The organism is Haloglycomyces albus DSM 45210 (assembly GCF_000527155.1).
Lineage (GTDB): Bacteria > Actinomycetota > Actinomycetes > Mycobacteriales > Micromonosporaceae > Haloglycomyces > Haloglycomyces albus.
Genome location: NZ_AZUQ01000001.1, coordinates 2,140,549 through 2,167,291, shown reverse-complemented (window position 1 = coordinate 2,167,291; position 26,743 = coordinate 2,140,549). Strand labels below are relative to the sequence as shown.

The following is a 26,743-nucleotide window of genomic DNA, read 5'->3' as shown; positions in this document are numbered from 1 at the left end:
CATGCGTCTGACCACTACCATCGCGATCTCGTTCTGGCTGTCGCTCCTTCCATTGTTGACAGTGTTCAAGGGTTTCGGCTGGATCTTCACCACCATTGTGGCCATGCTCTTCATACACGGGACCGGCGCGCTCGTGCGTTGGCGCGGTTGGAGCATCTGGCTACAGGCCATAGCGGTCCTCATGAGCGCTTTGAGCGCGGCCACCCTGATGACGGCCGCGCACGTCAGCCTGATCGTCGTACCGCTTCCCGCGACGTTTTCCCACTGGCAGAGCGAGATCTCACTCGCATTGACCGAAATCCTCTACCTACAATGGCCCGTCGAGTACTCCGGCGCGGTCATGACCCTGGCGATATTGGCCGTGATCGTCTTGATGGCCCTACACGAACTCATCGTGGGGGTCCTACGCCTCCCGGTGTTGAGCGTCGCCCCGTTGTTCGCCCCCTTTGGACTGCTGATGTCCGTATCGGAGGAGCCGGTCCTGGTGCTGTGGTTTATCACCTCCGCCTTGGCCTACATGTGGGTGTTGAGTTCCGATCACCTCACGCGAATTCACGATTTCGGTATTCGGTTTCGCACCCAGGGAGGACCAGGGCAGGAGTTTTCGGCCACTCCGATGGGAAACAGTGGTCGCCTGTGGACGATTCCCGTGCTTATGGTGTCGATACTGGCGGTGACGCTCATGGATATTCCCACGACCGGACTACTCAGCCACGCCGACCGGTATGTCTCGGATTCAGGCGGCGGAGCCGGTCGGGTCAAGTCCTGGGCCAGGCTGTCCGGCACCCTCAATCGGGACGAGGAACAGGAGCTGCTTCGGCTCAAGACCGACGATCCGTCACCGCCGTACCTTCGGATGCACGTGGCGGACGAGATCTCAGACAACGGCTTCACCGCCGATACTCGTGACCCTCAGAAACCCTTGAATTCGGCCACCTTCGACAACGCCGACGTAGATAAGGCATGGGTGGCTTCGGTAACGAACGTGGGGATGTACGACGAGGCCATCCCCCTGCCTCGAACATTTCGCAACCTTGACGGCTTGAATACCGAATGGGGATACGAATCGGACAGTGAGACGGTACGTAGCGCGGACAACGACATGTCGTCGGTCGACGAATACACGTTTCAATACGGGATGCCGAACCCCAATGCCGACAACCTGCGTGCGTTGGGCTCCAGCCTGGATTATGACGACGACGTCCAGCGCTATCTGACACACCCGGACGTTCCGGAACTGGCAAACCGGGTCGACGAGATCACCGCGGAGGAATCCACCGCCTACGACCGGGTGCGTGCGATCCAGCGGCATCTGTCCGCCAGTAACGGATTCAGTTACGCCTTGGAAACCGCCCCGGAGGGCAACGAATCGGCGATCCTCGACTTTCTGGACAACAAACAGGGCTACTGCCAGCAGTACGCGAGCGCCATGGCGTGGCTCGCGCGGGAGGCCGGAGTCGCCTCTCGGGTCGTCATCGGGTTGACTCCGGGTGAAAAAGAGGACGATGAGTGGGTCGTTACCAGTAATAACTATCATGCCTGGGTCGAGCTGTACTTCCCGGAGCACGGTTGGTTGACCTTCGACCCGACGCCGTCGGTCGGCGTGGAGGGAGACCAGAATTTCGCCTGGGAGAATTCCATTTCCGATTCGGATCGCGTCGGGGGTTCGGAGTCGGACCCCGTGGAAGACGACGATACCGAACGCGATGCGAGCGAACCTGAGAACGAGAGCGAAACGGCCGTCCCCGACCAGGAGGAGGCGAGCGATGCCGTCACGGGAGCCGATCGTCAAACGGGTCTGGATCAGCGGGCCAATCTGCCGTGGCCGTGGCTGGTGGGCACGGCGCTATTGGCTCTACTACTGATCGCCGTCTCCGCCGTCCGCCCGTGGCGACGACGCCGACGGCTGAGGTGGCGGCACATCTCGGCGGAAACGGCCTGGGCGGAAGTCGTCGATACCCACCGCGACCTCGGTGGTCACGTGGCGTCGGGGGACAGTCCTCGCACTGTGGCCCGGCAGTGGAGCCTCGACTACCCGGTGGCCGCCGAAGCGTTCGAAAGGCTGTGTATCGCCGTCGAACAACAGCGCTACGCACCGGAAGGAACGTTCGAAGAGACCGATCTCGCCGGTATCGTCACCGCTATTCGCCGTGCTATGAACGCCCAGGCGAGTCGGCGCAGGCGTGTGCGAAACCGCTTCATCGCGCCGACGACGTTTTTTCCGACTAAAACGACTGTGGCCGAAGCCCGGGACGACACCGGCGGGCCGGTACATGTCGGTTCGGCGGCGTAGGCTGGTTGCGTCGGTTGGGACTGTGGGTGACCGTTTGATATCGGCGGCGCCCGCGGCCTCGTGAAACGTGTCAGTTCTGGGAAGCGTGGGTGTTGCGGTGATGAGCCGAGGGGAGCCCGGTCTGCGGCAACCGACCCTGGAGGAGATGGGCGTCCCACTCCAGACGGTCACCTTCTGCGTCGTGGACTTGGAGACGACGGGTCTCGCCGCCGACGCCGCCGGAATCACCGAGATCGGAGCGGTCAAGGTGCGTGGAGGCGAGGTGATCGGAGAGTTCTCGACCCTGGTCAACCCCGGTGAACCCATCGATCCTCGGGTCGTGCGTCTGACCGGAATCAACGACGACATGGTCGCTGACGCCCCGAAGCTGGATTCGGCGCTTCCGGCGTTCTTGGAGTTCGCGGGAGGAGCGACCTTGGTGGCTCACAATGCGGGGTTCGACATCGGCTTTCTCCGACACGCGTGCGAGCGCTTGGAACTCCCCTGGCCACGTCCCCCGGTTGTGGACACCGTGCATTTGGCCCGCAAGCTGACCGACAAGCAGGAGACTCCAAATCGTCGTCTGAAGTCCCTGGCTCGTCTGTTCGGTTCACCGACTACGCCCAATCACCGCGCTCTGGACGATGCCCGAGCGACGGTCGCCGTATTGCACGGTCTAATTGAGAGAGCCTCCGGTCAGGGAGTTCATACCGATATCGATCTGATCGAGTTCTGTCGGGCCGTGCCCTCGCACTTGCAGCGACGCAAGAAATACCTTGCCGAGGATTTGCCGCATCGACCTGGCGTTTATATTTTCCGCGACAGCGATGACCGCGCACTCTACATCGGCGTTTCGGGAAATATCGCCAAGCGGGTGCGCAGTTACTTCACTCGAGGTGAGCAGCGTCGGCGAATGCGCGACATGTTGGCTTTGGCCGAGCGCGTCGAGGCGATCGTCTGCGCGCACCGTCTAGAGGCGGCGGTCACGGAGTTCACCATGATCGCACAGGGCAAACCGCCTTTCAATCGGGCGTCGAAATATCCCGAACACCGTAGTTGGGTCCGCCTGACCAAGGAAACGTATCCACGACTCACCGTTTCACGCAAACCACCCGACGTCGATGAGCCTCGACTGGGGCCTACGACCGGTACTCAGGCACAGTTGGCGGTTCATGCCTTGGAACAGAGCTTGGCGATCCGTGAATGTAAACATCGTCTGTCACCGTCCAAGCCGATACAGCCCTGCTTTCTAGGAGAAATCGGGCAATGTCCACAGCCTTGCGACGGATCGATAGCGCCGGAGGAATACCGCAGCATTGTTCACGCGACCGGTACCGCCATGTCCGTGGGGTCTCGTGACGTCGACCGGGCACTGGCGAATAAAATGGAGCACTTGGCGAGACAGGAGCGATTCGAGGCGGCGACCGAACGACGTGAGGAGCTCTATGCCTTCCAACGTCTCTCCGTCGAAACTCAGCGGCTGCGCGAATTCGTACGGGCCGGTCAGATTGTGGTCGCCGCACCCGCTGTCGCGGGCGGTTGGGAAGTGGCGGTGATCCGGCACGGTTTTCTTGCCGGCGCCACAACCACTTCCCCAGGAATCAATCCCATGCCCGAGATCGACGCGTGTGTTGCCTATGCGAACCCGATTGAGACCGTCCACGACGTCCACGACGCCGCGCACGCCGGCCAGGCTAAACTCCTGTTGAATTGGCTTCTCAACGACGGCACGCGCATCGTCTCGACGACGGGCGAATGGGCTTGTGAATGGGCTCCTGCGGGCAACTGAGAGAACTAGTAATGCCAATCAGGTCCTACCCGGGCGTCACAAATAATATTCACGGCGCGGGTGAGCGGTGTTGAAGTCCTCGCATACGGCAGCCGACGGTGGTTTGAGGACGAATGACCGCACACGCTGTCACTCCTCTTTACATCACCATGCGCTCCAGAAAGTCCTGTGTCCGATGGGGTTCCAGTGCCGTCTCCACTTCGGGGTCGAAGGCCGTGAACGGTTCCGCCTCGATCCACCGCGTCTTGCCTTTGGTACGTACGCGCCACGTCCCCACCGCTCGTGAGTCATGGACGACCATGGGGCGAAATACGCCGTTTTTACCCGGCATTATAAAGCTCTCCTCGGTCCTAGAGACGGTCGGCGTACGGTCCTTATACCCCAGAACCAGTTCGTCGAAGGCGGGAAGCAAACGGGTGCGACTGGAATCGGACTCCGGGCGGTGAACCCGTGCCGAGGTGTCAGACGCAAGATAATAGGTTCGGCCGTCGAGTTCGGTCCGATCCAGACGGTCGGCCGCATCAGACAGGCCACTGCGAGCATCGCGTTTGGTCAATCCGCCCCAACGGGCGAAGTCGTCCAGGTCGGCCGGGCCGTGGATTCTAAAGTACCGTTCCGCGAAAACGGCCAACGCTTCGTCGCGGCTGATCTCGATCCCCAAGCGACGGCGGACCGGTACCCATTCCTCTAGGAGGACGATATCGTGACTATTGCCGTTCAACGGTCCAAAACAGAGGAGGCCGGAATGGGAGAGATATTGCAGAATATGATACCCACATCCCGCCTTCGTTGGGATCCGCGCTTCTTCCCACCGCTCGAACAATCGCGGGCGACTGAGGCTCCGCCCGCCCCGCAATGCTGATATCGCCACCTCGGCGGCACGTTCCAACATTTCGTCGGAAACGCCCAGCTGTATTCGGCGACGCGCGGCCTGACGTTCGACTCGTGGAGTGAGGAGCTCCAGCATCCACGGCAAGTCTTCGCCGGGCACGATGTGGTAGGTGCCGCGCATCGTCCAGGAGCGAACGATCGTCCCCGTATTGAGCCCCTCCACCACCTGCCGCCAGTGCCCCGCGTCCATCCGCACTGCTATCGCCGTGACGGCCGCCTTGAGGTCTTGGGCCTGCACCGCGCCCAGGTGTGTCACCGCGTCGTGAACGGAGGTGTACCTCGGCGCAACAAGCTGCTGGGAATGGAGGCGAAGCCGCCCGAAATCCGACTGATCCATGACACCAGACAAGCACATCGAACTGACATTCGACCTTCGTCTCCTGATCGAATGTCAGTGCGTTACATCGTTAGGCCCACTGGATTTGGTTTTGCATGTCGGTATCCCATTCGTCGCTCAAACCGCTGAACAGCGCCACACCGATGGTGCAGTACAGAATCACCAGTAGGAGGAAACCAATGGTGGAAATCCAGCCGAGGACGATTCCCGCCGTGGCCATGGGAGCGCCTGGTTGGTCCGGAGACTGATTGTCGTACATTCCTCTGTTGTATCGACCGAATCAGCCGGTGTCCTCGGTTTCCTCAAATTCCGTTCGAACAGATATTTGAAGATTATTTTTCGGCACACTTTCCATAACAATCCTGCACCTGGTAAATCCGCTTGCCACGCAGGAAGATCAATAACAACTCGAAGTGCAGTTCACACCGGTTCAAAGGAATTTGACACGGACGTGTGTCGATCTACGCGCAACCCTCGCGTAAAAATACAATGAAAAGAACCGGTGTTCCGACCGTCGATGGTCCACAAGCGGACGAGTGGACATAAACCCAGGGGAGGAAACTATGTTCCGAGTTTGGCGTTCACGCAGCAAGAACGACGACCCCTGGAAGCTGGCTGAACGCATGTCACGGCTGCTGCAGGTACACCGCAGCAGATATCACAAGGCGGACCTGTTGCAGGTGCAACGGGCCTACCGCATTGCCGAGGAAATGCATCGGGGGCAGAATCGAAAATCCGGGGAGCCCTATATCACTCACCCGATTGAAGTGGCCACCATTCTGGCCTCTCTCGGAGTCGATACTCCGACGGTTGCGGCAGGACTGCTCCACGACACGGTGGAAGACACCAGCTATTCACTCGAGGCGTTGGCAACGGATTTCGGGGACGAAATAGCCGTCATGGTGGATGGGGTTACCAAGCTCGATAAAATCCACCTCGGAGACTCCGCCGAGGCCGAAACATTTCGCAAACTACTCATTTCCGCGCATCAAGACATCCGAGTCGCCGTCATCAAACTGGCCGACCGTCTCCACAATATGCGTACCGTTCAGTTCAAGAAACGGCCCTCCCAGATCCGCATCGCCAACGCGACCAAAGACGTCCTCATCCCCCTGGCCGATCGTCTTGGACTCTATCTGATCAAACGCGAACTCGAGGATTTGGTTCTGCAAACCCTGGAGCCGGAACGCTACCAACGCATTACCGAGGCACTCGCCGACGACAGCTCGCGTCAACGCCAGATGGACAGAATTCTTCCACAGGTCAAGAAGGCTTTGAAGCGTTTCAAGGTCCACGCCAAACTGCACGACCGCCCGCGGCACCCGTATTCGGTCCATCGGGAAATGGAAAAGAAGCCGGGCACTTCCCCTTCGGACCCACCGCGAATCGTCATTGAAGTAGACGGCGACACCACCGACTGCTATGCGGCGTTGGGAGCCGTACACCAGCAATGGCAACCGCATATGTCCAAGTTCCGCGACCTCATCGCCGCAAAGAAGTTCAATCTCTACCAGTCTCTGCACACCGGCGTGTACGCCGACGACGGCGAAATCGTAGAGTTTCTGATTCGCACCAAGGAAATGCATCGTGTGGCGGAATTGGGAATCATCGCCGAGCTGACCGGTCACGCCAACCGCCGACTGCGCACGCAACAGCAGCTTCCCTGGCTACAGCGATTGAACCAATGGCAATCCGAGGTCGCCGACTCCGACTTCTTTCTCGACTCGCTACGTTGCGACTTGGCCGAACAGGACATCAACGTACTCATCCCCAACGAAGGGACGGCCACGGTGATGAAGGGTGCGAACGCCATCGATCTGGCCTACACCCGAAACGGCCCGGAGGCCCATAAGCTCATCGCCGTCTACATCAACAGTCGCATCGCTCCACTGACCCAGCCGCTCAAAGAAGGCGACACGGTCGATCTGGTGTTCACCGCCGAGGACGATCCCTATGGGCCGTCAGAGGAATGGCTCCGCTGCACCAAGACCGCGGAGGCCAAGGTATACATCCGCGGGTGGTTTCAACAGCGTCTCAACGAGGACCAGTCCGTCGCCAAGATACCGCGCCAGCATATTCAACAGGAGATCGTCAACGGTAAGGAGCGACTCCTCTACTCCCTGCGAAAGAAAGATCGTGGCCTGGCCAATGAGAAACCCCTACTGAACATTGTGTCCACCTTCGACCTGCCGGATTTGAACTCCCTATACGTCGCGATGGCACGCGAGGAAATCCAGCCTGACGTGGTGGCCGAACGGCTCATCAACTCAGTGGATCGAACCGGCATGCTCTAGATTCCGCTGACGCATACAAAAAGGCCGTTCGGACGAAATCAACGAAAACATCGTCCGAACGGCCTTTAAATCGTGCTTACCTGTCACTTGAGCCGGACTCGATCTCGTCGCGATCGTCGTCCGATTCCACTGCGGTCGACCCGTCCTGCGAGGGTTCCTCAGCGTCGTCGATCGGGCGGAAGAAGCCCTTTCGGGCCGGTTTGAGCGCACCGAGACGGTTCATCTTCTTCGGTACGGTCCAACCGTTGTACTCCAGGTCCGTATGACCGTGCTCGTCCGGCTCCGCGAGTGGTTGGTGCACTTCGTAGAAGCGCCCGTTCGGATCACGCATCATGACCCCGGTTTCGACACCGTGGGACAGGATCTCGCGGTCGTGTTGCTGCAGTCCCAGGCAGATACGGTACGTCACGTAGTAAAGCAGCACCGGTATCAGGACGATGCCAATGCGACCGATCCAGGTCATGGCGTTCAGCGAAATGTCGAACTTCTCGGCGAAGACGTCGTTTCCACCGGTCACCGTTCCGATCACCCAGAAGCTGACGGCCATGACACCCAATCCGGTACGGATGGGCATGTCACGAGGACGTTGCAGCAGGTTGTGGTGTCCACGATCCTTGGTCAGACGCCGTTCGATCGCCGGATACAGCAGAGGCAGCAGGATGAAGATACCCATCGCCGCAACACCCGGCCAGAATACGGCGGGCAAGATGAAGACGAACTCCCCAATGCTGAACCGCAGTTCCCAGGCCGGGAAGATTCGGATCAACCCGTCCATGAACATGACGTAGAAGTCCGGCTGGCTACCCGACGACACCACAGAGGCCTCATACGGGCCGAAGAGCCAAATCGGGTTGATCTGGAAAAGACCCCCGAACAGTGCGATGACCCCGAATACCATCAGGCTGAACCCGATCTGTTTCATCACGTAGTTCGGGAACATCCGGTAGCCGACCACGTTGTGCTCGGTCCGGTTCGGTCCAGGCCATTGAGTGTGTTTCTGCGCAAAGATCAGAGCCAGGTGAACGGTGATCAGACCGAGCATGATCAACGGCAGAATGAACACGTGGGCAATGTAGAAACGGGTGATGATGAGTTCACCGGGGAAGGGCCCACCGAACAATGCGGCGGATACCCACGGTCCGAGGAACGGTACCGATTCCATCATGCCTTCGGCAATCCTCAACCCGGTACCGGACAATCCGTCGTCGGGCAGGGAGTAGCCGGCAAAACCTTCGATGAATCCCAACCAGAACAGCAGAACACCGATCATCCAGTTGGTTTCACGGGGCTTGCGGAACGCGCCCGTGAAGAAGATACGCATCATGTGGACCACGATGGAGGCCATAAACAGCAAGGCCGCCCAGTGGTGCATTTGCCGAATGAACAGTCCGCCACGGACGTCGAAGGACAGATCCAGCGCCGTGGCATAGGCCTGCGACATCTCAATGCCCTGCAAGGGCACGTAGGAACCGTCGTAAACCACGTGTGCCATCGAGGGTTCGAAGAACAGAGCCAGGAACGTCCCGGTCAACAGCAACATGATGAACGAGAACAGGGCGATTTCCCCGAGCAGGAACGACCAGTGGTCGGGGAATACCTTGTTCAGGAGCTTACGCGACGGTTTCGCCAGTTGAAACCGATCGTCGAGCTCTCCACCCACTTTCGTGGTCAGAGCTTCAGGTTGAGGCTTTTTCGTCTTCACTGTTTATCTTCCCATCCTTCGGGCAGAGACGGGCGGTTCCAGAACGCCGGTCCTGGCGGTACCAGATAATCACTGGTCGCAATCAAATACCCGTCGTCGTCGACCTCTAGCGGCAGCATGGGGAGGTGGCGCGTGGCGGGACCGAAGATCGGAGCCGCATTGTCCACCACGTTGAACTGCGACTGGTGACAGGGGCACAGCAGCCGCTGTGATTGCTGTTCATAAAGACTCGCGGGGCAACCGACGTGTGTACAAATCTTGGAGTAGGCCACGAAGTTACCGAACATGGCCGTTGACTCGTGTTCACCTTCAGGGGTGGAAACACTCACTTCTTCGTACATCGGGTACAGGTTCTCCCGAAGTTCCTCGGCATCCTGTTCCCGCAGATGAATCAACAACGTCGGGGCCAATGCCTCTTTGTTGGAGGCACCGTGTTCATAGGCGGGGTAGACGGTGATCTGACCTCCGACGCTGACCATGTCAGGTCGCACCATCGTGCCGTCACGCATCATCAGACGAACGAACTTTCCGCCCTGGAAGACTCCGGCCTGTTCGCCCTTCGCTTTCGTCTCAGCGTACTCGGGGTCCCAGCCGGTCTTGGTCAACATGTCCTCGGGGTCTTTGATCAGACCTCCCAGAGGTGCGATCGCCGCCAAGCCCAAGGGAGCCGCACCGACCAGCGCGGCCTTCTTAAGGAACGGACGCCGCTTCAAGCCGATGTCGCCGACGACGGTGTCGACCGTCGCCTCGGTGATCTTGCGGTCCTCCTTGCTGGAGGGCCCGTCGTGGCGATCCTGAACCAGCTCTTCGACGGGGAGCAGTTTCTTGGCCCAAGTCAAAATACCGATGGCGAAGAACAGCAGGGACAAACCAAGACAGATACCGATGACCGAGGTGTAGGACCGAGCGGGGTCCGACCAATCTCCGGCACCGTCACCGTACTCCCAGGGCCACCAAATGTAAGCGGCCAAGAAGAGCAGCGAAAATACGCCCGCCAGGATGAACAGGAACCCGACGATGCGCTCCATGCGTTTTTCGGGTTTGGTACCCGGCTTGGGATAACGCGGCTCGTAATGGAGAATTTCAATACCGTCGCGACGCAGTCCTTCACGGAACACGTCGAAGCGCGTCAGCTTGGGGTCATTCACATCGACCCCGTCACCTTGATTCTGAGGTTCTTGGGCGGTCACGATTTACCTGCAATCCAGAGCGTAGCCAACATGAGCGAAGTGATGCCCACCAAGAAGATGGCGACACCTTCCGTCGAGGGGCCGAAACGACCGAGGTTGAATATACCGCCGGGATCCTTATCGTCCTGTACGGTGTACTCGACGTAGGCGATGATCTCGGCCTTCTGTTCCGGAGTCAGCTCGTTGTCGGCGAATACGGGCATATTCTGAGGTCCGGTCAACATGGCGTTGTAGATGTCCTCTGTCGTGGAGTCGGACAGCCCGGGAGCGTGAGCGCCGGATGAAAGCGCTCCGCCGCCTCCGGCGTAGCCATGGCAGGACGAACAGTTCACACGGTAGAGCTCATTACCGGCGGCGATGTCGGCGTTCTCGACGAGTTCGTCCAGATTCGCGTCCGTCTCGGCTCCGCCGCCCAGGTATTCGATGTACGCGGCGATCTTTCCAGCTTCTTCTGGAGTGAACTCCGGATCTTTTCGAGGAGCCTGGGCACCTTGAGAGGCCATGGGCATGCGTCCCGTGTTCACTTGGAATTCCACTGAAGCGGAACCGGTACCGATCAAACTCGGTCCACGCCCTTCGATTCCGTCGCCATTCGCACCGTGACAGGTAATGCAACTGGAATCGTAGAGCTCCTTGCCTTCTTGGACGTCGGCAGGAAGCACTGTTACGTCCGATGCGTCCTCGCTGGGTTGGGCATACAGGCTCGGCGCACCGACCGAGTAAACCACGCCCACTATGACCAACGCGCCGACGAAGCGGGAGAGCGCGCTCAGACGCTTTCTCCAGCTCGGCCGCCGCTTCGCTGTTGCAGCCACGTGTTTGCCTCACCTTTATCTGTGTATCCGACGAGCGGGTTCTCGTCACGCTGCCGCCGGGTGTCAGCAGCTGTCCGGGTTCATTGTTCACTACGCTTTCAACGGAACCATAAACGGCACCGCCGCAGGCGAGGGGAACAATCGTTTGTCCTTGTCTATCACGACCGTGGTCGCGATGGTCTGGTTTGGGCGTTCACGCACGCACCGTTCTATACGGTCCAGAAATCCAGGAAGTAGATCATATAGAACAAAGCGATCCACACGAAGTCCACAAAGTGCCAGTAGTACGACACCACAATGGAGGCGGTCGCTTGTGCAGGTGTAAAGCGCCCCATAGTAGAGCGAATTAGGAAGTAAATGAATGCCACCAAACCGCCGACGACGTGTAGGCCGTGGAAGCCGGTGGTCAAATAGAACATCGACCAATAGCCGTCCGTGGCAATGGTGAGTCCTTCACTTACCAAGTTGCGATACTCGTTGACCTGCCCCAAAACAAAGATCAAGCCCATGACGAATGTTATGGAGTACCAGGCACGGAGTTTGTACACATCACCGCGCTCAGCAGCGAACACACCCATCTGACAGGTAACCGAGGACAGAATCAGGATGACGGTGAAGGGCAACGCGTACACCACGTCCAAGTGCTCCACTCCGCTTAGCCACATCTCAGGGGCGGCGGCACGGATGGAGAAGAACATGGCGAACAGGCCAGCGAAGAACATCAGTTCACTGCTTAGCCACACGATGGTGCCCACACTGACAACGTTGGGCCTCGTCAGTGAGTGTATGCGGCCGGGGTCGATTGTTGCTTCAGCGGAAGTCACAGACACATTATTACGGTTCGCCCCTGAACAACTGTGCAAGGGGTCGATCAATGCGCGTGTCGCAATACAATTTATAATAGTCGATTTCTAATCACGTCGCTGGTCACGAGGCGAACATCTGACTGAGGAGACTTGAGGCGCCCGATTGGGCCAGAACACCAAGCCCGCGACAACTCGGAAATGTGGCGGGATTAATATGCAAACTGTGAGTACCTCAGCCAAAGAATATTCGGTATTGATCTACAGCCATCAACCGGAAGTCATTGAGAAGATACAGAACGCCATCGGCCCTCGCCCCAGTGAAACGGCGACCATCGAATACCTCAGCGCCACCGATTACGACGACGTCTTGGCGGCAGTGGACAAGTATTCGCTTGATCTGGTGATCTTCGACGGCGAAGCACAACCAATGGGGGGCCTGGGGGCGGTTCGGCAGTTGCGCGACGAAGCCGAAACCATTCCCAAGAGCTTGGTCATCGTAGCCCGCTCCGCCGATCAATGGTTGGGGGCATGGTCGGGCGCCGACGCTGTTATCACCCATCCCCTCGACCCGATCCAAACGGGCAAACGGGTCGTGGAACTGCTGGAGCAATAATCGACGCACCAACCTAGTCCAGCCCTCAACTCTTTCATGAACACTCGCCCGTGCCCGCACCCCTGAGACCGGTGCGGGCACGGTGTCAAGACCATCCCCCAAACACGCACAGCGGTGGAGCTGCCTGCATTTCCCGAAGAGCTCAATCACCCCACCATCCCCACGGATAAACCAACCGGCGAGCTTCGAGCGAAGCGCAGAAGCGGTGGAGCTGGCTGTGTTCCCTAAAGAGCTGCCGTCACTCGATCCCCACAGACGAGCCAGCTAGCGAGCTTCGAGCGAAGCGCAGAAGCGGTAGAGCTGCCGGTGATTCCAAAAGAGCTCAATCATTCAACCATCCCCACAGACGAGCCAGCTGGCGAGCTTCGAGCGCAGCGTAGAAGCGGTAGAGCTGGAGAAGAGCTCAGGTTGTTCCAGGTGCTTCAGATTTGCGCGAGGAGGATTCGTCGCGACCTTCAGGTCGTGAGAATCCCCCGCAGCGTGAATATGGAGTGCCTGGGGCAAGCTGAGCGGTCAGCGTTACGAAAAAGTGATTGTTTCTCCCACGACGTGAACACGCGCTGTGCTTACCGGTGCCGGATGCTGCGGACTCGTAGGATCGTCTGCAAAGCGCGCAGCATTGGCCGGGTTGTGCCCGTCGCGCGGTGCTGTCGTTGGTGCGAACCGTCGACCGACCCGTTGCCGTAGCAGGTCATGGTATCGGATACGCCCGTCTGCTCTTCCTTGGAACATGGGCCCGTCCGACGGCATGGAGAACCTTGAAACGACTCATACGGGGGAATGACTTTAGGAGGACCGCGTGAACGCCGTGGATCAGAATTGGCAAGCAGTCCTCTCCCACCTCATCGCGGGAGAGGACTTGGACTCTGCCGCAGCGGCATGGGCCATGGGGCAGATCATGTCCGGACGAACCGAACCGGAGCAACTCGCTTCCTTCGCGGTTCTCCTTCGTGCTAAGGGGGAGAGCCTCACCGAGTTGGACGCCATCGCCGATCGTATGCGGCAGGAGGCGGTCCCCCTTCAGATACCACTGACGGATACGGCGATCGACATCGTGGGGACCGGTGGCGACGGGTCCGGAAGCGTCAATATCTCTACCATGGCGGCCGTCGTCGCGGCGGCTGCCGGCACTCCGGTCATCAAGCACGGTAATCGGGCCGCGTCGTCCCAATGCGGCTCTGCCGACTTGTTGGAAGCTCTGGGAGTCAATCTGGAGGCGAATCCGGAATTCGTGGCGAAATCACTGACCGAGGTGGGGATCGGATTCTGTTTTGCGCGGAGTTTCCACCCGGGTATGCGGCATGCGGCACCCGTCCGCCAGACGATCCGTGTTCCGACGGTCTTCAATCTGCTGGGCCCGTTGACCAACCCCGCCAGTCCAGACGCCGGTCTCATCGGCTGTGCCGACCTGTCCAAGGCGCCTCTCCTGGCGGGAGTATTCGCCCGGCGTGGCCACACGGTCATGGTGGCCCGTGGTCAGGACGGATTGGACGAAATCTCCACCACAGCACCTAGCGACGTATGGTGCACGAACCGAAGAGGGGACGTCGTCCGGCGGGTTGTCGATCCCCGCGATTTCGGTCTGCCGCGAGCGCAGAGTTCCGATTTGACCGGAGGGAACATCGAGGTGAACACCGCGGTAGCCCGTTCGGTTTTTCGAGGTGAGACGGGACCGGTACGCGATGCTGTTCTCATTAACAGCGCAGCGGCGCTGGCCACCGCCTCCGCTCATTCCCACGAAGACGGCCTTACCGATGACGCCTATCGACATTCGGCCATTGCCGCGGGTCTGGATCGAGCTCGAGCGGCGATCGATGGTGGAGCGGCGCGTGCACTGGTGGAACGCTGGAGCGACCTGTAGAGTCCTTTGACCTCACCGACTCTTCCCTCTCGCGATACGGGTGGTTTACTCTTCGCGATCGAACTTTTGCGAAATGATCTGGGTGACTCCCGACCGCATGGTCACACCATAGAGCGCGTCGGCGATCTCCATGGTTCGCTTTTGGTGGGTGATGATCAACAGTTGGGAGGTCTCTCGTAGCTGTTTGAACAGTTCGAGAAGCCGCCCGAGGTTGACGTCGTCGAGTGCCGCCTCGACTTCGTCCATAAGATAGAAGGGGCTCGGACGGGCTCGGAAAATCGCGCACAGGAGCGCCAGGGCCGTCAGCGAACGTTCCCCACCAGATAGAAGACTCAGACGTTTGACCTTTTTGCCGGGCGGACGTGCTTCCACTTCCACCCCGGTATTGAGTAGATTGTCGGGATCGGTGAGCACCAATCGACCGTCCCCGCCCGGGAAGACCGTTTGGAATACATGGGCGAACTCTCGGGCCGTATCGTTGTACGCCTCGATGAAGACGTCTTCGATCCGTTTGTCGACTTCGTCGACGACTCCCAGCAATTCACCACGGGTACGTTTCACGTCCTCCAACTGTTCATTGAGGAATTTGTAGCGTTCTTCGAGGGCCGCGAATTCTTCCAGCGCCAGGGGATTGACTTTGCCAAGGGATTTCAATTCCCTTTCCCCTTTCGCTACTCGTTTTTCAACGACAGCTCGGTCGAATGGGATCGATTCAGGTTCCGATTGTCCTTTTTGTTCTGCTTTAGTCACTTCATCCGCCGTGGGTGGCAGGTCGTTGTCCGGTCCATAGTCGGTCAGTAGGGTTTCCAGGTCGATCCCAAACTCTTCCACGGCTTTGGTCTCCAGCGCCTCGATACGGGTTTTCTGTTGTGCCCGCGCCAATTGCTCTCGGTGGGTGGCTTCGGTCAGCCGTTCCAGCTCGGCCTGCAGTGTGGTGGCCTTTTGACGCAGTTCGGTGAGTTCGGCTTCGCGACGCGTCTGCGTCTCAGCGAGTCGATCACGTTGTGAGGCGGCTTCTTCCAACGAGGTTTGCAGCCGTTCGAGGGCGGTGTCGGTCGCATCGGCCACGGCTGTGGCGACGGCTGCCGCGTGGGCACGACGTGCGGCTCTCGCCTGCGCACGTTCCCGTTCTTCGCGTTCTCCGGCTGCTTGTCTCCTCAGGGTATCGGCTCTTCCGGACAGAGCGGTCGCTCGTTCTTCGGCGGTGCGTACCGCGAGGCGGATTTCCATTTCGTTCTGGCGAGCCGCTTCCAATTGCCGATTGAGTTCATCGCGCTCGGAGGTGTCGGGGATTTCGGGAGCTTCTTGCTGCTCCGCCTGTTCCAATTCGGCTTCGAATCGCGTCAGCTTCTCTCGGGCGTCGTCCCGCGACTGAGCGGCCGCGGTGGCCGCGCGTTGCAGGCGTCCGACTTCGGCGTCAGCCGCTTTGGCGGCGGTTTCGGCCTGTGCCCGAAAGCGGGCCGCTTCGGTTTCGAGTTTGCGCCGCGTTTCTTGTCGCTGCTTCAATTCGTTCTGGAGTTGTGATCTGACGGCTGCGGAGTCGTCGATATCTCGTTGCACAGCTTCCAGTTCGCTCTCCAGCCGTGTGATCGATTCCTGCGCTGATCGGTGTTGCCGATTGGCCTGGTCGACCTCGCTCTGAATTTCGATGAGGCTTTCTTGCCGGTCGCTTCCTCCTCCAAGGGTGTAACCGGACAGAACATCGCCGTCCACGGTCACGGCGGTGAGTCCGGGGTGGCGGTTGACGACTTCGGCGGCCTCGTCCAGACCGTCGACGACCACATAGTCGCGGAGGAGCCGGCGCACCATGGCGGTGTATTCGGGCGGAGTCTCCACGAGACTCGCCGCGGGGAGGAGTTCGGGCGGCGTGGCCGGGTCGACGTCACCGTCTACGTTCGCGAGAACCAACTGGGCACGACCACCGTCGACCTCATGCAAATGACGAATCGCCGCCATCGCCCCTTCTTGTTCGGTCATCGCGACGGCATCGGCCCACTGTCCCAAGGCACTGGCCACGGCAGTTTCATACCCGGCGGTAACGGTTGTCAACGCCGCCAACGACCCGAGAACGTCGTCCCGTTCGCCCAAATCGGCGAGAAGACGACTGTTTCCGTCCTTGCGCTGTAGCCCGAGTGAGAGCGCCTCAGCGCGGGCGGAGGCCGCCGACGATTCCTTTTGGTATTGATGCAAACGCTCGGTCTGCGCCTCTCTCTGCTCGTCGAGCTCCTGAAGTCGGTCGTTCAACTCCTCAAGTCGGCTTTCCAGCTCAGACTCGCCTTCCGCGTCAGCCTCCGGTTCACTCGAACCTTCCAGTTCAGCGAACTCCTGCCTGGTTTCCTCCGCACGTTCCTGAGCCTCTTGCAGGGCGGTGAGGGCACGTTCGGACTCGTCGTCGGCGGCCGTCACGGTGGACTGTGTGCTTTCGACCTGTCCTCGTAGGGCGGTCAGGGCTTCACGGTGCCGCGTCGCGGCCCGCGTCGCCTCTACAATGGCTTGTTCGGTCTCCGCCAGCCTGGCTTCTATTTCAGAACGGGCCTCTCGTGCCACGTCCAGCCGCTCGGAGTCCTCTGCGATGGTTTCCCGCAACTCGATTTCGGTCTCCGTGATCGATTCGGCCTCCGCCTCGATTTCCCGTGGATCCGGACCGCTGCGTTGCAATTCTTCGGAGGACAGATAACGAGCACGTTCTTTGGCCAACTGCTTGGTAGACCGCAGGCGTTCGGCGACGGATTGCAGGTTGTACCAGGTCTCCTGGAGTTTCTCCAGTCGTGGCTTATCGTCACGGTGCTGTTGTTCGTGCCGTGTGATCTCCTGATGGAGATTGTCGGTCTCGCCTTCCAGGACGGCTTTTCGTTCAGCGGCGGCTTCTTCGCTTTCCTGATCGTGCCGCAGTGAGCTGCGTAGTTCAGCAAGGTCGGTGGCCAGGAGACGCAACCGCGCGTCGCGCAAATCGGCTTGAATGGTCTGCGCGCGCTGCGCCAATCGCGCTTGGCGGCCCAAGGGTTTGAGCTGACGTCGGAGTTCGTCGGTGAGATCGTTGAGTCGGTCAAGATTTCCCTGCATTCCATTGAGCTTGCGCAGGGCTTTTTCTTTTCGTTTCCGGTGTTTGAGGACGCCGGCGGCCTCTTCGATGAAAGATCGACGATCTTCCGGGCGAGCATGCAGATAGGAGTCGAGTTTCCCCTGCCCGACCAGAACGTGCATTTCCTTACCGATTCCGGCGTCTGAGAGGAGATCTTGAATGTCGAGCAGGCGTGCCCGATCGCCGTTGATTTCGTATTCGGCTTCACCGGAGCGGAACATGCGCCTGGTAATGGCGACTTCGGAATAGTCGATGGGGATCGCGCCGTCACTATTGTCGATCGTCAGAGTGACTTCGGCCCGTCCCAGTGGTGAGCGCCCCGTCGTTCCGGCGAAGATGACGTCTTCCATCTTCCCGCCACGCAGCGATTTGGCCCCCTGCTCTCCCAGAACCCAGGCAATGGCGTCCACTACGTTTGATTTTCCCGAGCCGTTGGGCCCCACCACACAGGTGATTCCCGGTTCGAAGCGGAGTGTGGTAGCGGAGGCAAAGGACTTGAAACCTTTGAGAGTAAGGCTCTTGAGATGCACGTGGTTTCTCCGTTGCGGGGACGGGTGCCTGGACGATGTCGCTACGACCGTGGCATACGGTCGTCTGTTCCGAAAGAGGGAACTGCCCGATTCTACCGGTCGACGGAGAGAGGATTCGTGTCCTAATGCTGAGTTTCGTAAGAGATAACAATGCGCGCCGGTGGACCTGAATCCGGCGCGCTGTCTTTCTCCGTACGCTGAGTCGCTATATATTATTTCCCCAGGTATGTCTATGAAAGTACCGGCTCTGGAACCCGAGCCAGTTCTTCTTCCTCTGAGGTGGAAACCTCGTCCTTGGACCGAAGTTCGGCCAATTCAGTTTCCAGGCTGCGAACTCGCGCACGTAGCTGAATCACCTCGTCTGCCAGGCGCTTATTGGGCGCCTTTTCGAGGTGACCGTATAGGGCTTTCGCCATAATCTCTCCTTGCGATCACGTCGCCTGGTCACGCTGGATCGCGCACCATTTGCGTCGCATATCTTTTCTCATTGGCAATTTCTCATTGAAGCCAGTCGCTTCGCAACGGGAACGGTTCCGTGATGATTACTTACCGTTATCCCCTATCATCCGCCTAAAAGGCTCTCCTCGTCAAGCTTTACACATTTGTGGGTGTTAATCCAGCAAAGGGTCCCGATAATTTATGTGACGTCTAGTAAGTTTTGTGCCGAAAATAGGATGAATTCATATCGTTACAATACTGTCATTCGCACCGTAAATTTCGTGAACTGGTAAAGTCAACGAAACCTGACAAATAACCGCATGGGGATCATTCGTCGGATCCCGTTCGCTACGTCACATTGTGACCACATGCCCCCAGGCGGGCGGAACAAACGACGCCCATGCCGACGTATCGCAACCGATTCCAGCGGAGACCCACCATGTCAACCTCCCTGCCAGGACACCACCGAGCGAAGGACCGGTTTCGCACCAATCTCACCTTGACGCTCGCACTGATCTGCTCCATCGCCATGGTGATCGGGATAACTTTTCTTGTCGATACCGGTGAGGCGACCCCGGACACGTCCCAAACCGACGAAACGGGTACTGCCTCGCCGGAAACCACCCCGTCGAAGGACGATGATCCGACCGAAGGAACCGCCTCGGAAGAGGACGACGACACCTCGGCAAGCGACGACGACAGCGAGGACGAGAGCACTCCGAACGATTCAAGCGAGCCCGAAACCGATCAGCTGAGCGATACCGAACTTGTGGTGCGGTTGGTCAATCAACGGCGCACGGAGGCGAACTGCCCGGATGTGGAGCCCATCGACACCTTGGAGCACGCCGCTTACGGCCACGCCGAAGACATGGGCGTCAACGACTACTTCTCCCATACCTCTCAGGACGGACGCAGCCCCTCCGACCGCGCCGCCGCAGCGGGACACCAAGGCGGAGTCGGAGAGAACATCGCGGCGGGGCAGCAGACCGCCGAAGAGGTCATGCGAGCCTGGATGAACTCGGACGGACACCGTGCCAATATTCTCAACTGCGACTGGACCGTCATCGGAGTCGGGCACTTCGTCAATGATTCGGGAACCCCGTACTGGGTACAGAACTTCGGTTAAGATCCTCCGAACCGGACGCGACAATATACCTTGCACTTTTCCATAATTCAATAGATGATCCCGAGAAAACGTGAGTCTGTCGTCCATCTGACTCTACTCTAGACTCCATCCTTACGACCGGTCATGCTGAGACAGCGGGCTGCAAAGGCATGTGCTGTAACCGCAACCAAGCACTCCGAGGTTCATTCGCAGGGTTTCGATCAGCGGACGCTCAATTATTGACCGATTACAATACTTAGCGCCGTGAGCCCTTCGAACGTGCCTCCCTGTACCGGAAGGACGAGGTAATACCAGTGCGAGTCATGCTGTACGACCCCAGTCATATATTTTCGGCGAGCATCGTACCCCAGCTTAAACAACGCCAACACACTGTCATTTCCGCGAAATCCCCAAAGGACATCGTGTGTTCGACCGATGTAGACGGAAGCATCGTAGCGCTCGACACTGTAGCCCGCCCCAAAGCTCTTCGTAGCAGTCCACGGCCGGTTTTCCTCATCACCGATCGCGAAGACGGAACGGCACTGCGTGATGCGCTTTCAGGCCACGCTCAAGGTGTGATATCCACCTTGAACCGCGCCTCTGAAATCACCGACACCGCACTCAGGGTGTTCCACGATCGACGACACTACTACGATCCTCAACTTCTGCATGCGGCGCTTGGACCCACGACCGTACTCGGAGCCACTGCGGCCCGGAGTCTCGCGGAACACCTCACGCCGAGGGAAGGCGACGTACTACACCGCATCGTTCGTGGGCAGGCCACCCAACACATGGCGACCGATATGGGCGTTTCGGTGTCCACGGTCCGTTCCCACATTCAGAACGTATTGGGAAAACTGGGGGTCACATCCCGACTGGGGGCCGTAGCCTTCGCCCTCAATTACGGGCTCGACCGTCGATGGGAACGCCAGCCACAGTGGATCTGATTGTCGAGCGTGATCGACATTCGGGTTCGGCTGCCAATCACGGTCGACGGCACCGCAGAGTGAGGCTAGCCGTTTCCGTCGGTCACGCCGAGACGTTTCGCCAGGATTTCCCAGGCAAACTGCGCCGCTTGATGTTCGGCGTCCTTCTTCGACGATCCGATGCCTTCGGGGAACTCCTCGCCCGCGACCACGGCCCATGCGGTGAATTCCTTAGCGTGGTCCGGGCCGGTTTCGGTGACCCAGTAGCGGGGAACGCCCAGGCCGTTGTCCGCGGTGAACTCCTGCAGCGAGGTCTTCCAGTCCAGAGCCGCACCCTGCCCGGCCGCCTCACGAATCATCGGAGCGAAGAACTGTCGTACCACGCGATCGGCTTCCAAGGGGCCGTACTGAAGGTACAACGCTCCGAGCAAGGCTTCCGTGGCATCGGCCAGAATAGAGGCCTTCTCACGCCCCCCGTCGCGCTCTTCTCCCTTACCTAGGAGAACAAACGGTCCGACTCCGCCGTCGCCAAGCCGAGCGGCAACCTCAGCCAGGCCCTTCATGCTGACCACCGAGGCACGCATTGGTGCCAGTTGCCCCTCGGGCAGTTGCGGATAATTCCGGTACAGCAGGGCACTGATGGATACCGCCAACACGGTATCGCCAAGGAATTCCAGGCGTTCGTTCGTGGGGATTCCGCCGTTTTCGTACGCATACGAGCGGTGGGTCAATGCCAACTGCAATAGATCGGAATCCAGGTCCCGCACTCCGAATACAGCCTCGAAATGTCGCACAGCTTCTTCGATAGGACGTGCCGGCAAGACAGAACCCCCGTTCATGGCACATAATGAAGCCTCCGCCGTACAGAACTCTCAGGCGGAGGCTGAAAAACTCAGTCTATTAAGCTAGGACTTCACGGCCCTTGTACGTGCCGCAGTTGCTGCACACGTGGTGAGAGCGCTTAGGTTCATGACACTGAGGGCAGTCAACCAGACGAACCGGCGCAGCTTTCCACTGGGAACGACGGTGCCGGGTGTTTGAGCGCGACATACGACGCTTGGGAACAGCCACGATAATCTCCGTAAAATATCTATTAATAACAATTACATGACACACAACAAGGTGCCCGGCTCACCGCACAGTGTGAAAGCACCGCCCGCAAGCCAATGGACTGTGACAGCCACTTACTTATCCTGGGTCAATCCACGTAGTTGCTCAAGAGCCGCCCACCTGGGATCAAGTTTCTCATGGTGATGATCGGCGGGTAGCTCTGCCCACGGCTGACCGCAGTCACTGCACAGTCCCTGACAATCGTCACGACAAACCGGTGAACTGGCCATTTCCAGGACCAGCGCGTCGCGAACAGTGGGTTCCAGATCAAGCAGGTCACCTTTGAGACGAGCAATCTCGTCGGCGTCTGTGGTTTGATCTGTAGTTGAACCCTCATAAGCGTACAACTCTTGGATCGGGACGGTCAGACCGTCCTCTATCGGTGCGAGACATCTCGCACATTCACCCACGATATCGGCACTGACCTCGCCGCTTACCAGAACCCCCTCGGTAACCGCGGTCACCAGGAGGTCGAGGTTCAATTCCGAGCCCGCCGGGACCTTGATCAGATCAAGCCCCATGTCGTCGGGAAGAGTGACGGCTCCGACCAGCGGCGCAGCAGCACCGGTGGCACGCTCCAGAGGGGAGGTGTCAACGATCAGACCCTGGCTCGGGTCCAGAGAAATTGCGACCATAACGTCTTAGCCATCCTTTTCCACGGTCTCGATCCAAGGGCTTGGGACCGACGAACAATCTTAGCCCACATCCACCGTCGTCAGCAATGCCGTATCACGTCAAACCGACGTACGTGGCCCTCGCAGCGGACCCGTGAGGCGGAAGACGACGGCGACCACCCTAGAGGTTCGGGAGTGGGTTCTCGTCCTGTTCTTCCTGCTCCGGCGGTGAGAAAGTCCCGATCTCCCGCAGGGCATGCATTTTGTCTCGACCACGTTCGACACCTGACAGCGCGCGTTGCAGAAACTGCTCGAAATTCGCCAGGGTGGTGTCGACGTATTCGTCGACTTCGTCGCGGAGGCGTTGAGCCTCCTCCCTCGCTTCACTGATGATCCGTGATGCCTCGTGCTCGGCGGAAACCGTTATCTCGTGCCCGGAAACAAGACGAGCGTGCTCGGATTCACCTTCGGTGATGATACGCTCAGCCTCTTTTTCACCCGCGCTAATGATCTTGTCGCGCTCACTGAGCATGACTTCGGATCGACGAATGTCAGCGGGCAATTCGGCTTGGAGGTCTTCCAACATGGCTATCATTTCCGTCCTGTCGACGCGACAACCACGCGACATGGGGATAGCCTTAGCCGCCTCTACATAGGCGATGATCTCTTCTATCCGGTCAAGCGGACCCACCGGTGTGCTCCCGTCGCTTTCAGTCATGGGGATATTCTGTCCTACTTTATCGATTCTGACCGATAATTGCGAATACTCGTAATGTCCATTCACTCAGAATGTCGCAGTCCAGCAAGACATGTGACAGTTCCTCATCTTCCATGGCGGTCTTCGGTGCTTATCCTGGAGCCGGGCCCCGGACCGTTGACCGCCAACATGAAGCGTTTTCGTCACCATCCCGCCGCGGCTTCTATATCGAGCCTACAGCGACGTTCGGAAGACGTACGGCCACCCTCCGCTCAGGACGAGGCCCGCCCCTGGCGCCGCCGCAAGTCGCGCCGACAACGCATAAGAGCCTCCGTTGAGAGTGCCATTCGCCCCTGGCGCCTAGGAGTCGGAAAAACGTTCTTCCAGTCTGCGCGCGACCAGCTCGGGGACATGCGAGGAGATTTTTCCGCCCCATTTGGCCGCATCTTTGACCAGCGAAGACGACAGGAAGGAATACAGTGGATTAGTCGGCATGAACATCGTCTCGATTCCGCCGAGTCCGTAATTCATCTGGGCCATTTGCAGTTCATAGTCGAAATCGGAGACCGCGCGAACACCTTTCACGATCACTCCAATGTCGTGTTGTTGACAGAAGTCGACGACCAGTCCGGAAAAGGAGGCGACTTTGACGTTCGGCATGTCGGCCGTAGTGGCCTCCAACAATTCGAGACGCTCTTCAACACTGAAAAGACCACTCTTGGAAGCATTGTGGAATACAGCGATCCAAACCTCGTCATAGAGTTCGGCGCTGCGTCCTACGATATCGAGATGGCCGTAGGTAACCGGGTCGAAGGAACCGGGGCATACGGCACGTCGGGCTTGAGGTTTCACGAATATTCACCGTACCAAAGCGAAGTATTTCCGTATCGCCGGTGCCGTCCGCCAATGAAATTACCCGGCCAGGTCACCTGGCTTCGCTTGGACGCGCGTTCCACAACAATATCGGCCTGGGGAGCGAGCCACCCTCCCTCATCCAGGTTGTATAGAATGTCGGCGATGGTCTGGTCCGAAACGTCATAGGGTGGATCCACAAAAACCATGTCAAATTTGTCACTCGCGGGACCGGAGACGTAGGCCGGAACCGACGCCTTTTCCACCCGCGCTCGGTCGGTGAAACCGAGATCGGATACATTCTGCGCGATGAGCTTAACGGTCTGAACGTGCGACTCCACCAGAACCGCCCGTTCCGCGCCTCGGGAGAGAGCCTCCAACCCGATCGCCCCCGAACCCGCATACAGATCCAGAAAGCGCATTCCGGTGAGATCGCCTCCGGGTGCCAGAGAATTGAACAGGGCTTCACGCACCCTGTCGGACGTCGGCCGCGTCTTGTCCCCGGGTGGCGTCTTCACACGCCTCCCCTTGGCCGAACCGGCGATAATACGTGACATACCGTTCCTTTCCATTCCCGGCGTGCGGTTGAGTGCTACGGAACCGTGGCCGCTGTCAGCCTTTCTGGAGGTACTCTCCTCGCTGTACCGATAGACGACGGACCGCGGCGGCCAACGTGGGGGCACTGTCCAGATGCGGATCGGCGGAGACGAGCTTATCGGCCGCCGCCCGGCTCTGTTCGATGATGTCGGTGTCTCGCATCAACGACAAAAGTTTGACGTGTGATTTCTTGCCCGACTGGCTCTGCCCCAGGACGTCTCCTTCGTGCCTCTGCCGCAGATCCAACTCCGCGAGTTCAAAGCCGTCCGTCGTCGACGCCACCGCACTCAGTCGATCGCGCGCGGCGGAATCGGCCGGGCTGCCGGTCGCCAAAAGACACAGTCCCGCGTGCTTCCCTCGACCTACTCTGCCACGCAATTGGTGCAGTTGGCTGATGCCGAATCGATCGGCGTCCCGAATCACCATCATCGTGGCATTGGGAACATTGACCCCGACCTCAATGACCGTCGTCGCCACCAGGACATCGATCTCGCCGGCCTCAAAGGTCCGCATGACCCGGCTCTTCTCCACGGGGTCCAAACGCCCGTGCAGCAAACCAAGCCGCAGAGAGGACAACGGCCCGTGACGCAATTCCTCAAAGGTATCGACCACCGAACTCGGGGCGTTCGGATCGTCCTCGTCCTCGGGGTCACTCTCGGCCCGGTCTCCGACACGTGGGCAGACGACATAACCCTGGCGACCCTGACGCACCTCCTCAACCATTCTCTCCCACATGCGGCCGACCCACCTGGGGTCGGATTCCGGAACCACATGAGTGGAAATCGGCGAGCGCCCGGCCGGAAGTTCCGTCAAGCGCGATGTGTCGAGATCCCCGTACACGGTCATCGCGACCGTGCGCGGAATCGGGGTAGCGGTCATGACCAGGGTGTGTGGCGGGTCATCGGATTTCGAACGCAGCGCGTCGCGCTGTTCGACTCCGAATCGGTGCTGTTCGTCGACGACGACCAGTCCGAGATCGTGGAAGTCGACACCGTCGTATATCAACGCGTGTGTTCCGATGACGATCGCAGCGGAACCGTCGGCGACGGCGTTTTCGGCCTCACGGCGTTCCGCCGCCCCGGTGGAGCCGGTGATCAAGGTTATGGTGATGTCTCCTGACTCGATCTGTTCCCGCAGCATCTCTTGTAGTGAACGGTAGTGTTGCGCCGCCAGTACCTCGGTGGGAGCCAAGAGAGCGGACTGGCCGCCACTGTCGGCGACCTGCAGCATCGCCCGTAGGGCCACAAGTGTTTTTCCCGATCCCACGTCGCCTTGTAGAAGGCGGTGCATGGGGCGAGTGGAGCCGAGGTCGTGGGAGACGGCTGTGCCGATGTCGCTCTGCCCGGCGGTGAGGGTGAAGGGCAACTGCGAATCGAACTTCTCCAGTAGGCCACGCTCGACGGGGGGACGCGTTCGAGTCTGCGAGTCGTCCTGGTGTTTCCGCTGTAGTAGGGCCGTTTCCAGGATGAAGGCCTCTTGCCATTTCAATCGTTTTTTGGCGTATCCGACGTCGGCGAAACTTCTGGGCCGATGTATGCCGCGAATAGCGGTGGGGAGGTCGGCCAAGCGACGTTCCGATCGTACGTCGGTCGGCAAGGGATCGGCGGGGAAAGTGGTGCGGTCCAAAGCGATGCGGACACTGTTTCCGATGATCCAGGTGGGCACCTTCGCCGTGGTGGAATACACGGGAATGAGAGCACCGGCGAATTCGTCCACCTCGGTCGTGTCGTCTGGGTCCTTGAGCATGTGTGCCTCGGGTGCCGCCAATTGGAGACGGCCGCGGAAACTGCTCACTTCGCCGGCGAAGAGCCCCCATTTTCCGATTTCCAATTCCTTCGCCCGCCACGGTTGGTTGAAAAAAGTCAATGTCAGGGTATTGCCGTGGGAGTCGGATACGACGACTTCCAAGATGCTGCCTCGGCGGCCTGACCGTGCCCCGGAGCCGCTGTTTTTGGGGCGCATTTGTTTCCGCATGACCGCCTTGACTTGAGCCAGCACCGTCACCTGTTCTCCGATGACAAGTCCGGTCAGGTCGGTATGGTCGCCACGCTGAAAATATCGGAACGGGTAATGTCCGAGCAGGTCGCCAACCGTTTCCATCTCCAGCCCCTGGTACAGGGCGTTTGCGCTTCGTGCACCCAGGATGTCCCTCAATGGCGAGTCGAAGGTGACGTCCATGTCTTGTCCTTTCAGCGGAGGAGACCGTAGTGTCAACCTGCGGA

At 59.2% G+C, this 26,743-nt stretch carries 22 protein-coding genes; 7 read left to right on the top strand and 15 right to left on the bottom strand.

What is annotated here, in order from left to right:
• The first annotated feature begins 1 nt into the window (after position 1).
• Together HALAL_RS0110150 and HALAL_RS0110145 are read left to right on the top strand one after the other, a co-directional pair.
• On the top strand, positions 2 to 2,293 hold the full coding sequence (locus HALAL_RS0110150; RefSeq protein ID WP_156937696.1) for a transglutaminase TgpA family protein: 2,292 nt from the start codon (positions 2 to 4) through the stop codon (positions 2,291 to 2,293).
• Positions 2,294 to 2,393: 100 nt separating this feature from the next.
• The gene (locus HALAL_RS0110145; RefSeq protein WP_025273907.1) at positions 2,394 to 4,061 is read left to right on the top strand and encodes a DEDD exonuclease domain-containing protein; all 1,668 of its coding nucleotides are present in this window, start codon (positions 2,394 to 2,396) and stop codon (positions 4,059 to 4,061) included.
• A gap of 139 nt (positions 4,062 to 4,200) precedes the next feature.
• Here HALAL_RS0110145 and HALAL_RS0110140 read toward each other — a convergent pair whose 3' ends face one another.
• Both HALAL_RS0110140 and HALAL_RS0110135 read right to left on the bottom strand, forming a co-directional pair.
• Positions 4,201 to 5,289, bottom strand: a complete 1,089-nt coding sequence (locus tag HALAL_RS0110140) for a winged helix DNA-binding domain-containing protein (protein WP_025273906.1) — start codon at positions 5,287 to 5,289, stop codon at positions 4,201 to 4,203.
• A gap of 70 nt (positions 5,290 to 5,359) precedes the next feature.
• Positions 5,360 to 5,548 (bottom strand): DUF4190 domain-containing protein, encoded by a 189-nt coding sequence (locus tag HALAL_RS0110135; RefSeq protein WP_025273905.1) that lies wholly within the window; start codon positions 5,546 to 5,548, stop codon positions 5,360 to 5,362.
• 304 nt (positions 5,549 to 5,852) lie between these two features.
• Between HALAL_RS0110135 and HALAL_RS0110130 the strand changes: the two genes are divergently transcribed.
• Positions 5,853 to 7,583, top strand: a complete 1,731-nt coding sequence (locus HALAL_RS0110130) for a RelA/SpoT family protein (protein WP_025273904.1) — start codon at positions 5,853 to 5,855, stop codon at positions 7,581 to 7,583.
• Positions 7,584 to 7,659: 76 nt separating this feature from the next.
• Here HALAL_RS0110130 and qcrB read toward each other — a convergent pair whose 3' ends face one another.
• The 4 genes from qcrB to ctaE form a co-directional block, all read right to left on the bottom strand.
• Entirely contained in the window at positions 7,660 to 9,285 is a 1,626-nt protein-coding gene (gene qcrB / locus HALAL_RS0110125) for a cytochrome bc1 complex cytochrome b subunit (RefSeq protein WP_025273903.1), read from the bottom strand.
• Positions 9,282 to 10,433, bottom strand: coding sequence for a cytochrome bc1 complex Rieske iron-sulfur subunit (qcrA, locus tag HALAL_RS0110120; protein ID WP_245598080.1), 1,152 nt, complete (start codon positions 10,431 to 10,433; stop codon positions 9,282 to 9,284). Before qcrA ends, qcrB begins: the two co-directional genes overlap by 4 nt.
• Positions 10,434 to 10,471: 38 nt before the next feature.
• Positions 10,472 to 11,290 (bottom strand): cytochrome bc1 complex diheme cytochrome c subunit, encoded by an 819-nt coding sequence (gene qcrC, locus HALAL_RS0110115; protein ID WP_025273901.1) that lies wholly within the window; start codon positions 11,288 to 11,290, stop codon positions 10,472 to 10,474.
• Positions 11,291 to 11,499: 209 nt separating this feature from the next.
• Positions 11,500 to 12,120: an aa3-type cytochrome oxidase subunit III gene (gene ctaE, locus HALAL_RS0110110; protein ID WP_425402649.1), complete on the bottom strand. Its 621-nt coding sequence runs from the start codon at positions 12,118 to 12,120 to the stop codon at positions 11,500 to 11,502.
• 199 nt (positions 12,121 to 12,319) lie between these two features.
• Here ctaE and HALAL_RS0110105 point away from each other — a divergent pair, with 199 nt between their 5' ends.
• Positions 12,320 to 12,709, top strand: coding sequence for a response regulator (locus HALAL_RS0110105; RefSeq protein ID WP_245598077.1), 390 nt, complete (start codon positions 12,320 to 12,322; stop codon positions 12,707 to 12,709).
• Positions 12,710 to 13,517: 808 nt separating this feature from the next.
• Positions 13,518 to 14,570 carry an anthranilate phosphoribosyltransferase gene (gene trpD / locus HALAL_RS0110100; protein WP_029767715.1) on the top strand — a complete coding sequence of 351 codons (1,053 nt, stop codon included), beginning with the start codon at positions 13,518 to 13,520 and terminating at the stop codon, positions 14,568 to 14,570.
• Between the two features lie 45 nt (positions 14,571 to 14,615).
• Here trpD and smc read toward each other — a convergent pair whose 3' ends face one another.
• On the bottom strand, positions 14,616 to 18,182 hold the full coding sequence (gene smc, locus HALAL_RS0110095) for a chromosome segregation protein SMC (RefSeq protein WP_025273898.1): 3,567 nt from the start codon (positions 18,180 to 18,182) through the stop codon (positions 14,616 to 14,618).
• 230 nt (positions 18,183 to 18,412) lie between these two features.
• Positions 18,413 to 18,598, bottom strand: a complete 186-nt coding sequence (locus HALAL_RS0110090) for a hypothetical protein (RefSeq protein WP_025273897.1) — start codon at positions 18,596 to 18,598, stop codon at positions 18,413 to 18,415.
• A gap of 461 nt (positions 18,599 to 19,059) precedes the next feature.
• On the opposite strand from HALAL_RS0110090, the gene HALAL_RS0110085 reads away from it, so the two are divergent.
• Entirely contained in the window at positions 19,060 to 19,746 is a 687-nt protein-coding gene (locus HALAL_RS0110085) for a CAP domain-containing protein (protein ID WP_025273896.1), read from the top strand.
• Positions 19,747 to 20,147: 401 nt separating this feature from the next.
• Positions 20,148 to 20,672, top strand: coding sequence for a helix-turn-helix transcriptional regulator (locus tag HALAL_RS17645; RefSeq protein ID WP_169732435.1), 525 nt, complete (start codon positions 20,148 to 20,150; stop codon positions 20,670 to 20,672).
• Between the two features lie 65 nt (positions 20,673 to 20,737).
• On the opposite strand, the gene rnc is transcribed toward HALAL_RS17645, so the two are convergent.
• From rnc to HALAL_RS0110050, 7 genes are all read right to left on the bottom strand, one after another.
• The gene (gene rnc, locus HALAL_RS0110075; RefSeq protein ID WP_051462892.1) at positions 20,738 to 21,490 is read right to left on the bottom strand and encodes a ribonuclease III; all 753 of its coding nucleotides are present in this window, start codon (positions 21,488 to 21,490) and stop codon (positions 20,738 to 20,740) included.
• Positions 21,491 to 21,551: 61 nt separating this feature from the next.
• Complete coding sequence (gene rpmF, locus HALAL_RS18150) at positions 21,552 to 21,722, bottom strand: 50S ribosomal protein L32 (RefSeq protein ID WP_084471945.1); 171 nt, start codon at positions 21,720 to 21,722, stop codon at positions 21,552 to 21,554.
• A gap of 113 nt (positions 21,723 to 21,835) precedes the next feature.
• The gene (locus HALAL_RS0110070) at positions 21,836 to 22,396 is read right to left on the bottom strand and encodes a YceD family protein (protein WP_025273893.1); all 561 of its coding nucleotides are present in this window, start codon (positions 22,394 to 22,396) and stop codon (positions 21,836 to 21,838) included.
• A 160-nt stretch (positions 22,397 to 22,556) separates the two neighbouring features.
• Positions 22,557 to 23,066, bottom strand: coding sequence for an SPFH domain-containing protein (locus tag HALAL_RS0110065; protein WP_025273892.1), 510 nt, complete (start codon positions 23,064 to 23,066; stop codon positions 22,557 to 22,559).
• A 366-nt stretch (positions 23,067 to 23,432) separates the two neighbouring features.
• Positions 23,433 to 23,924 (bottom strand): pantetheine-phosphate adenylyltransferase, encoded by a 492-nt coding sequence (coaD, locus tag HALAL_RS0110060; RefSeq protein ID WP_025273891.1) that lies wholly within the window; start codon positions 23,922 to 23,924, stop codon positions 23,433 to 23,435.
• Positions 23,921 to 24,481: a 16S rRNA (guanine(966)-N(2))-methyltransferase RsmD gene (rsmD, locus tag HALAL_RS0110055; RefSeq protein WP_025273890.1), complete on the bottom strand. Its 561-nt coding sequence runs from the start codon at positions 24,479 to 24,481 to the stop codon at positions 23,921 to 23,923. The genes coaD and rsmD overlap by 4 nt, the downstream gene beginning before the upstream one ends.
• 55 nt (positions 24,482 to 24,536) lie before the next feature.
• Positions 24,537 to 26,699, bottom strand: a complete 2,163-nt coding sequence (locus HALAL_RS0110050) for an ATP-dependent DNA helicase RecG (RefSeq protein WP_025273889.1) — start codon at positions 26,697 to 26,699, stop codon at positions 24,537 to 24,539.
• Positions 26,700 to 26,743 lie beyond the last annotated feature (44 nt).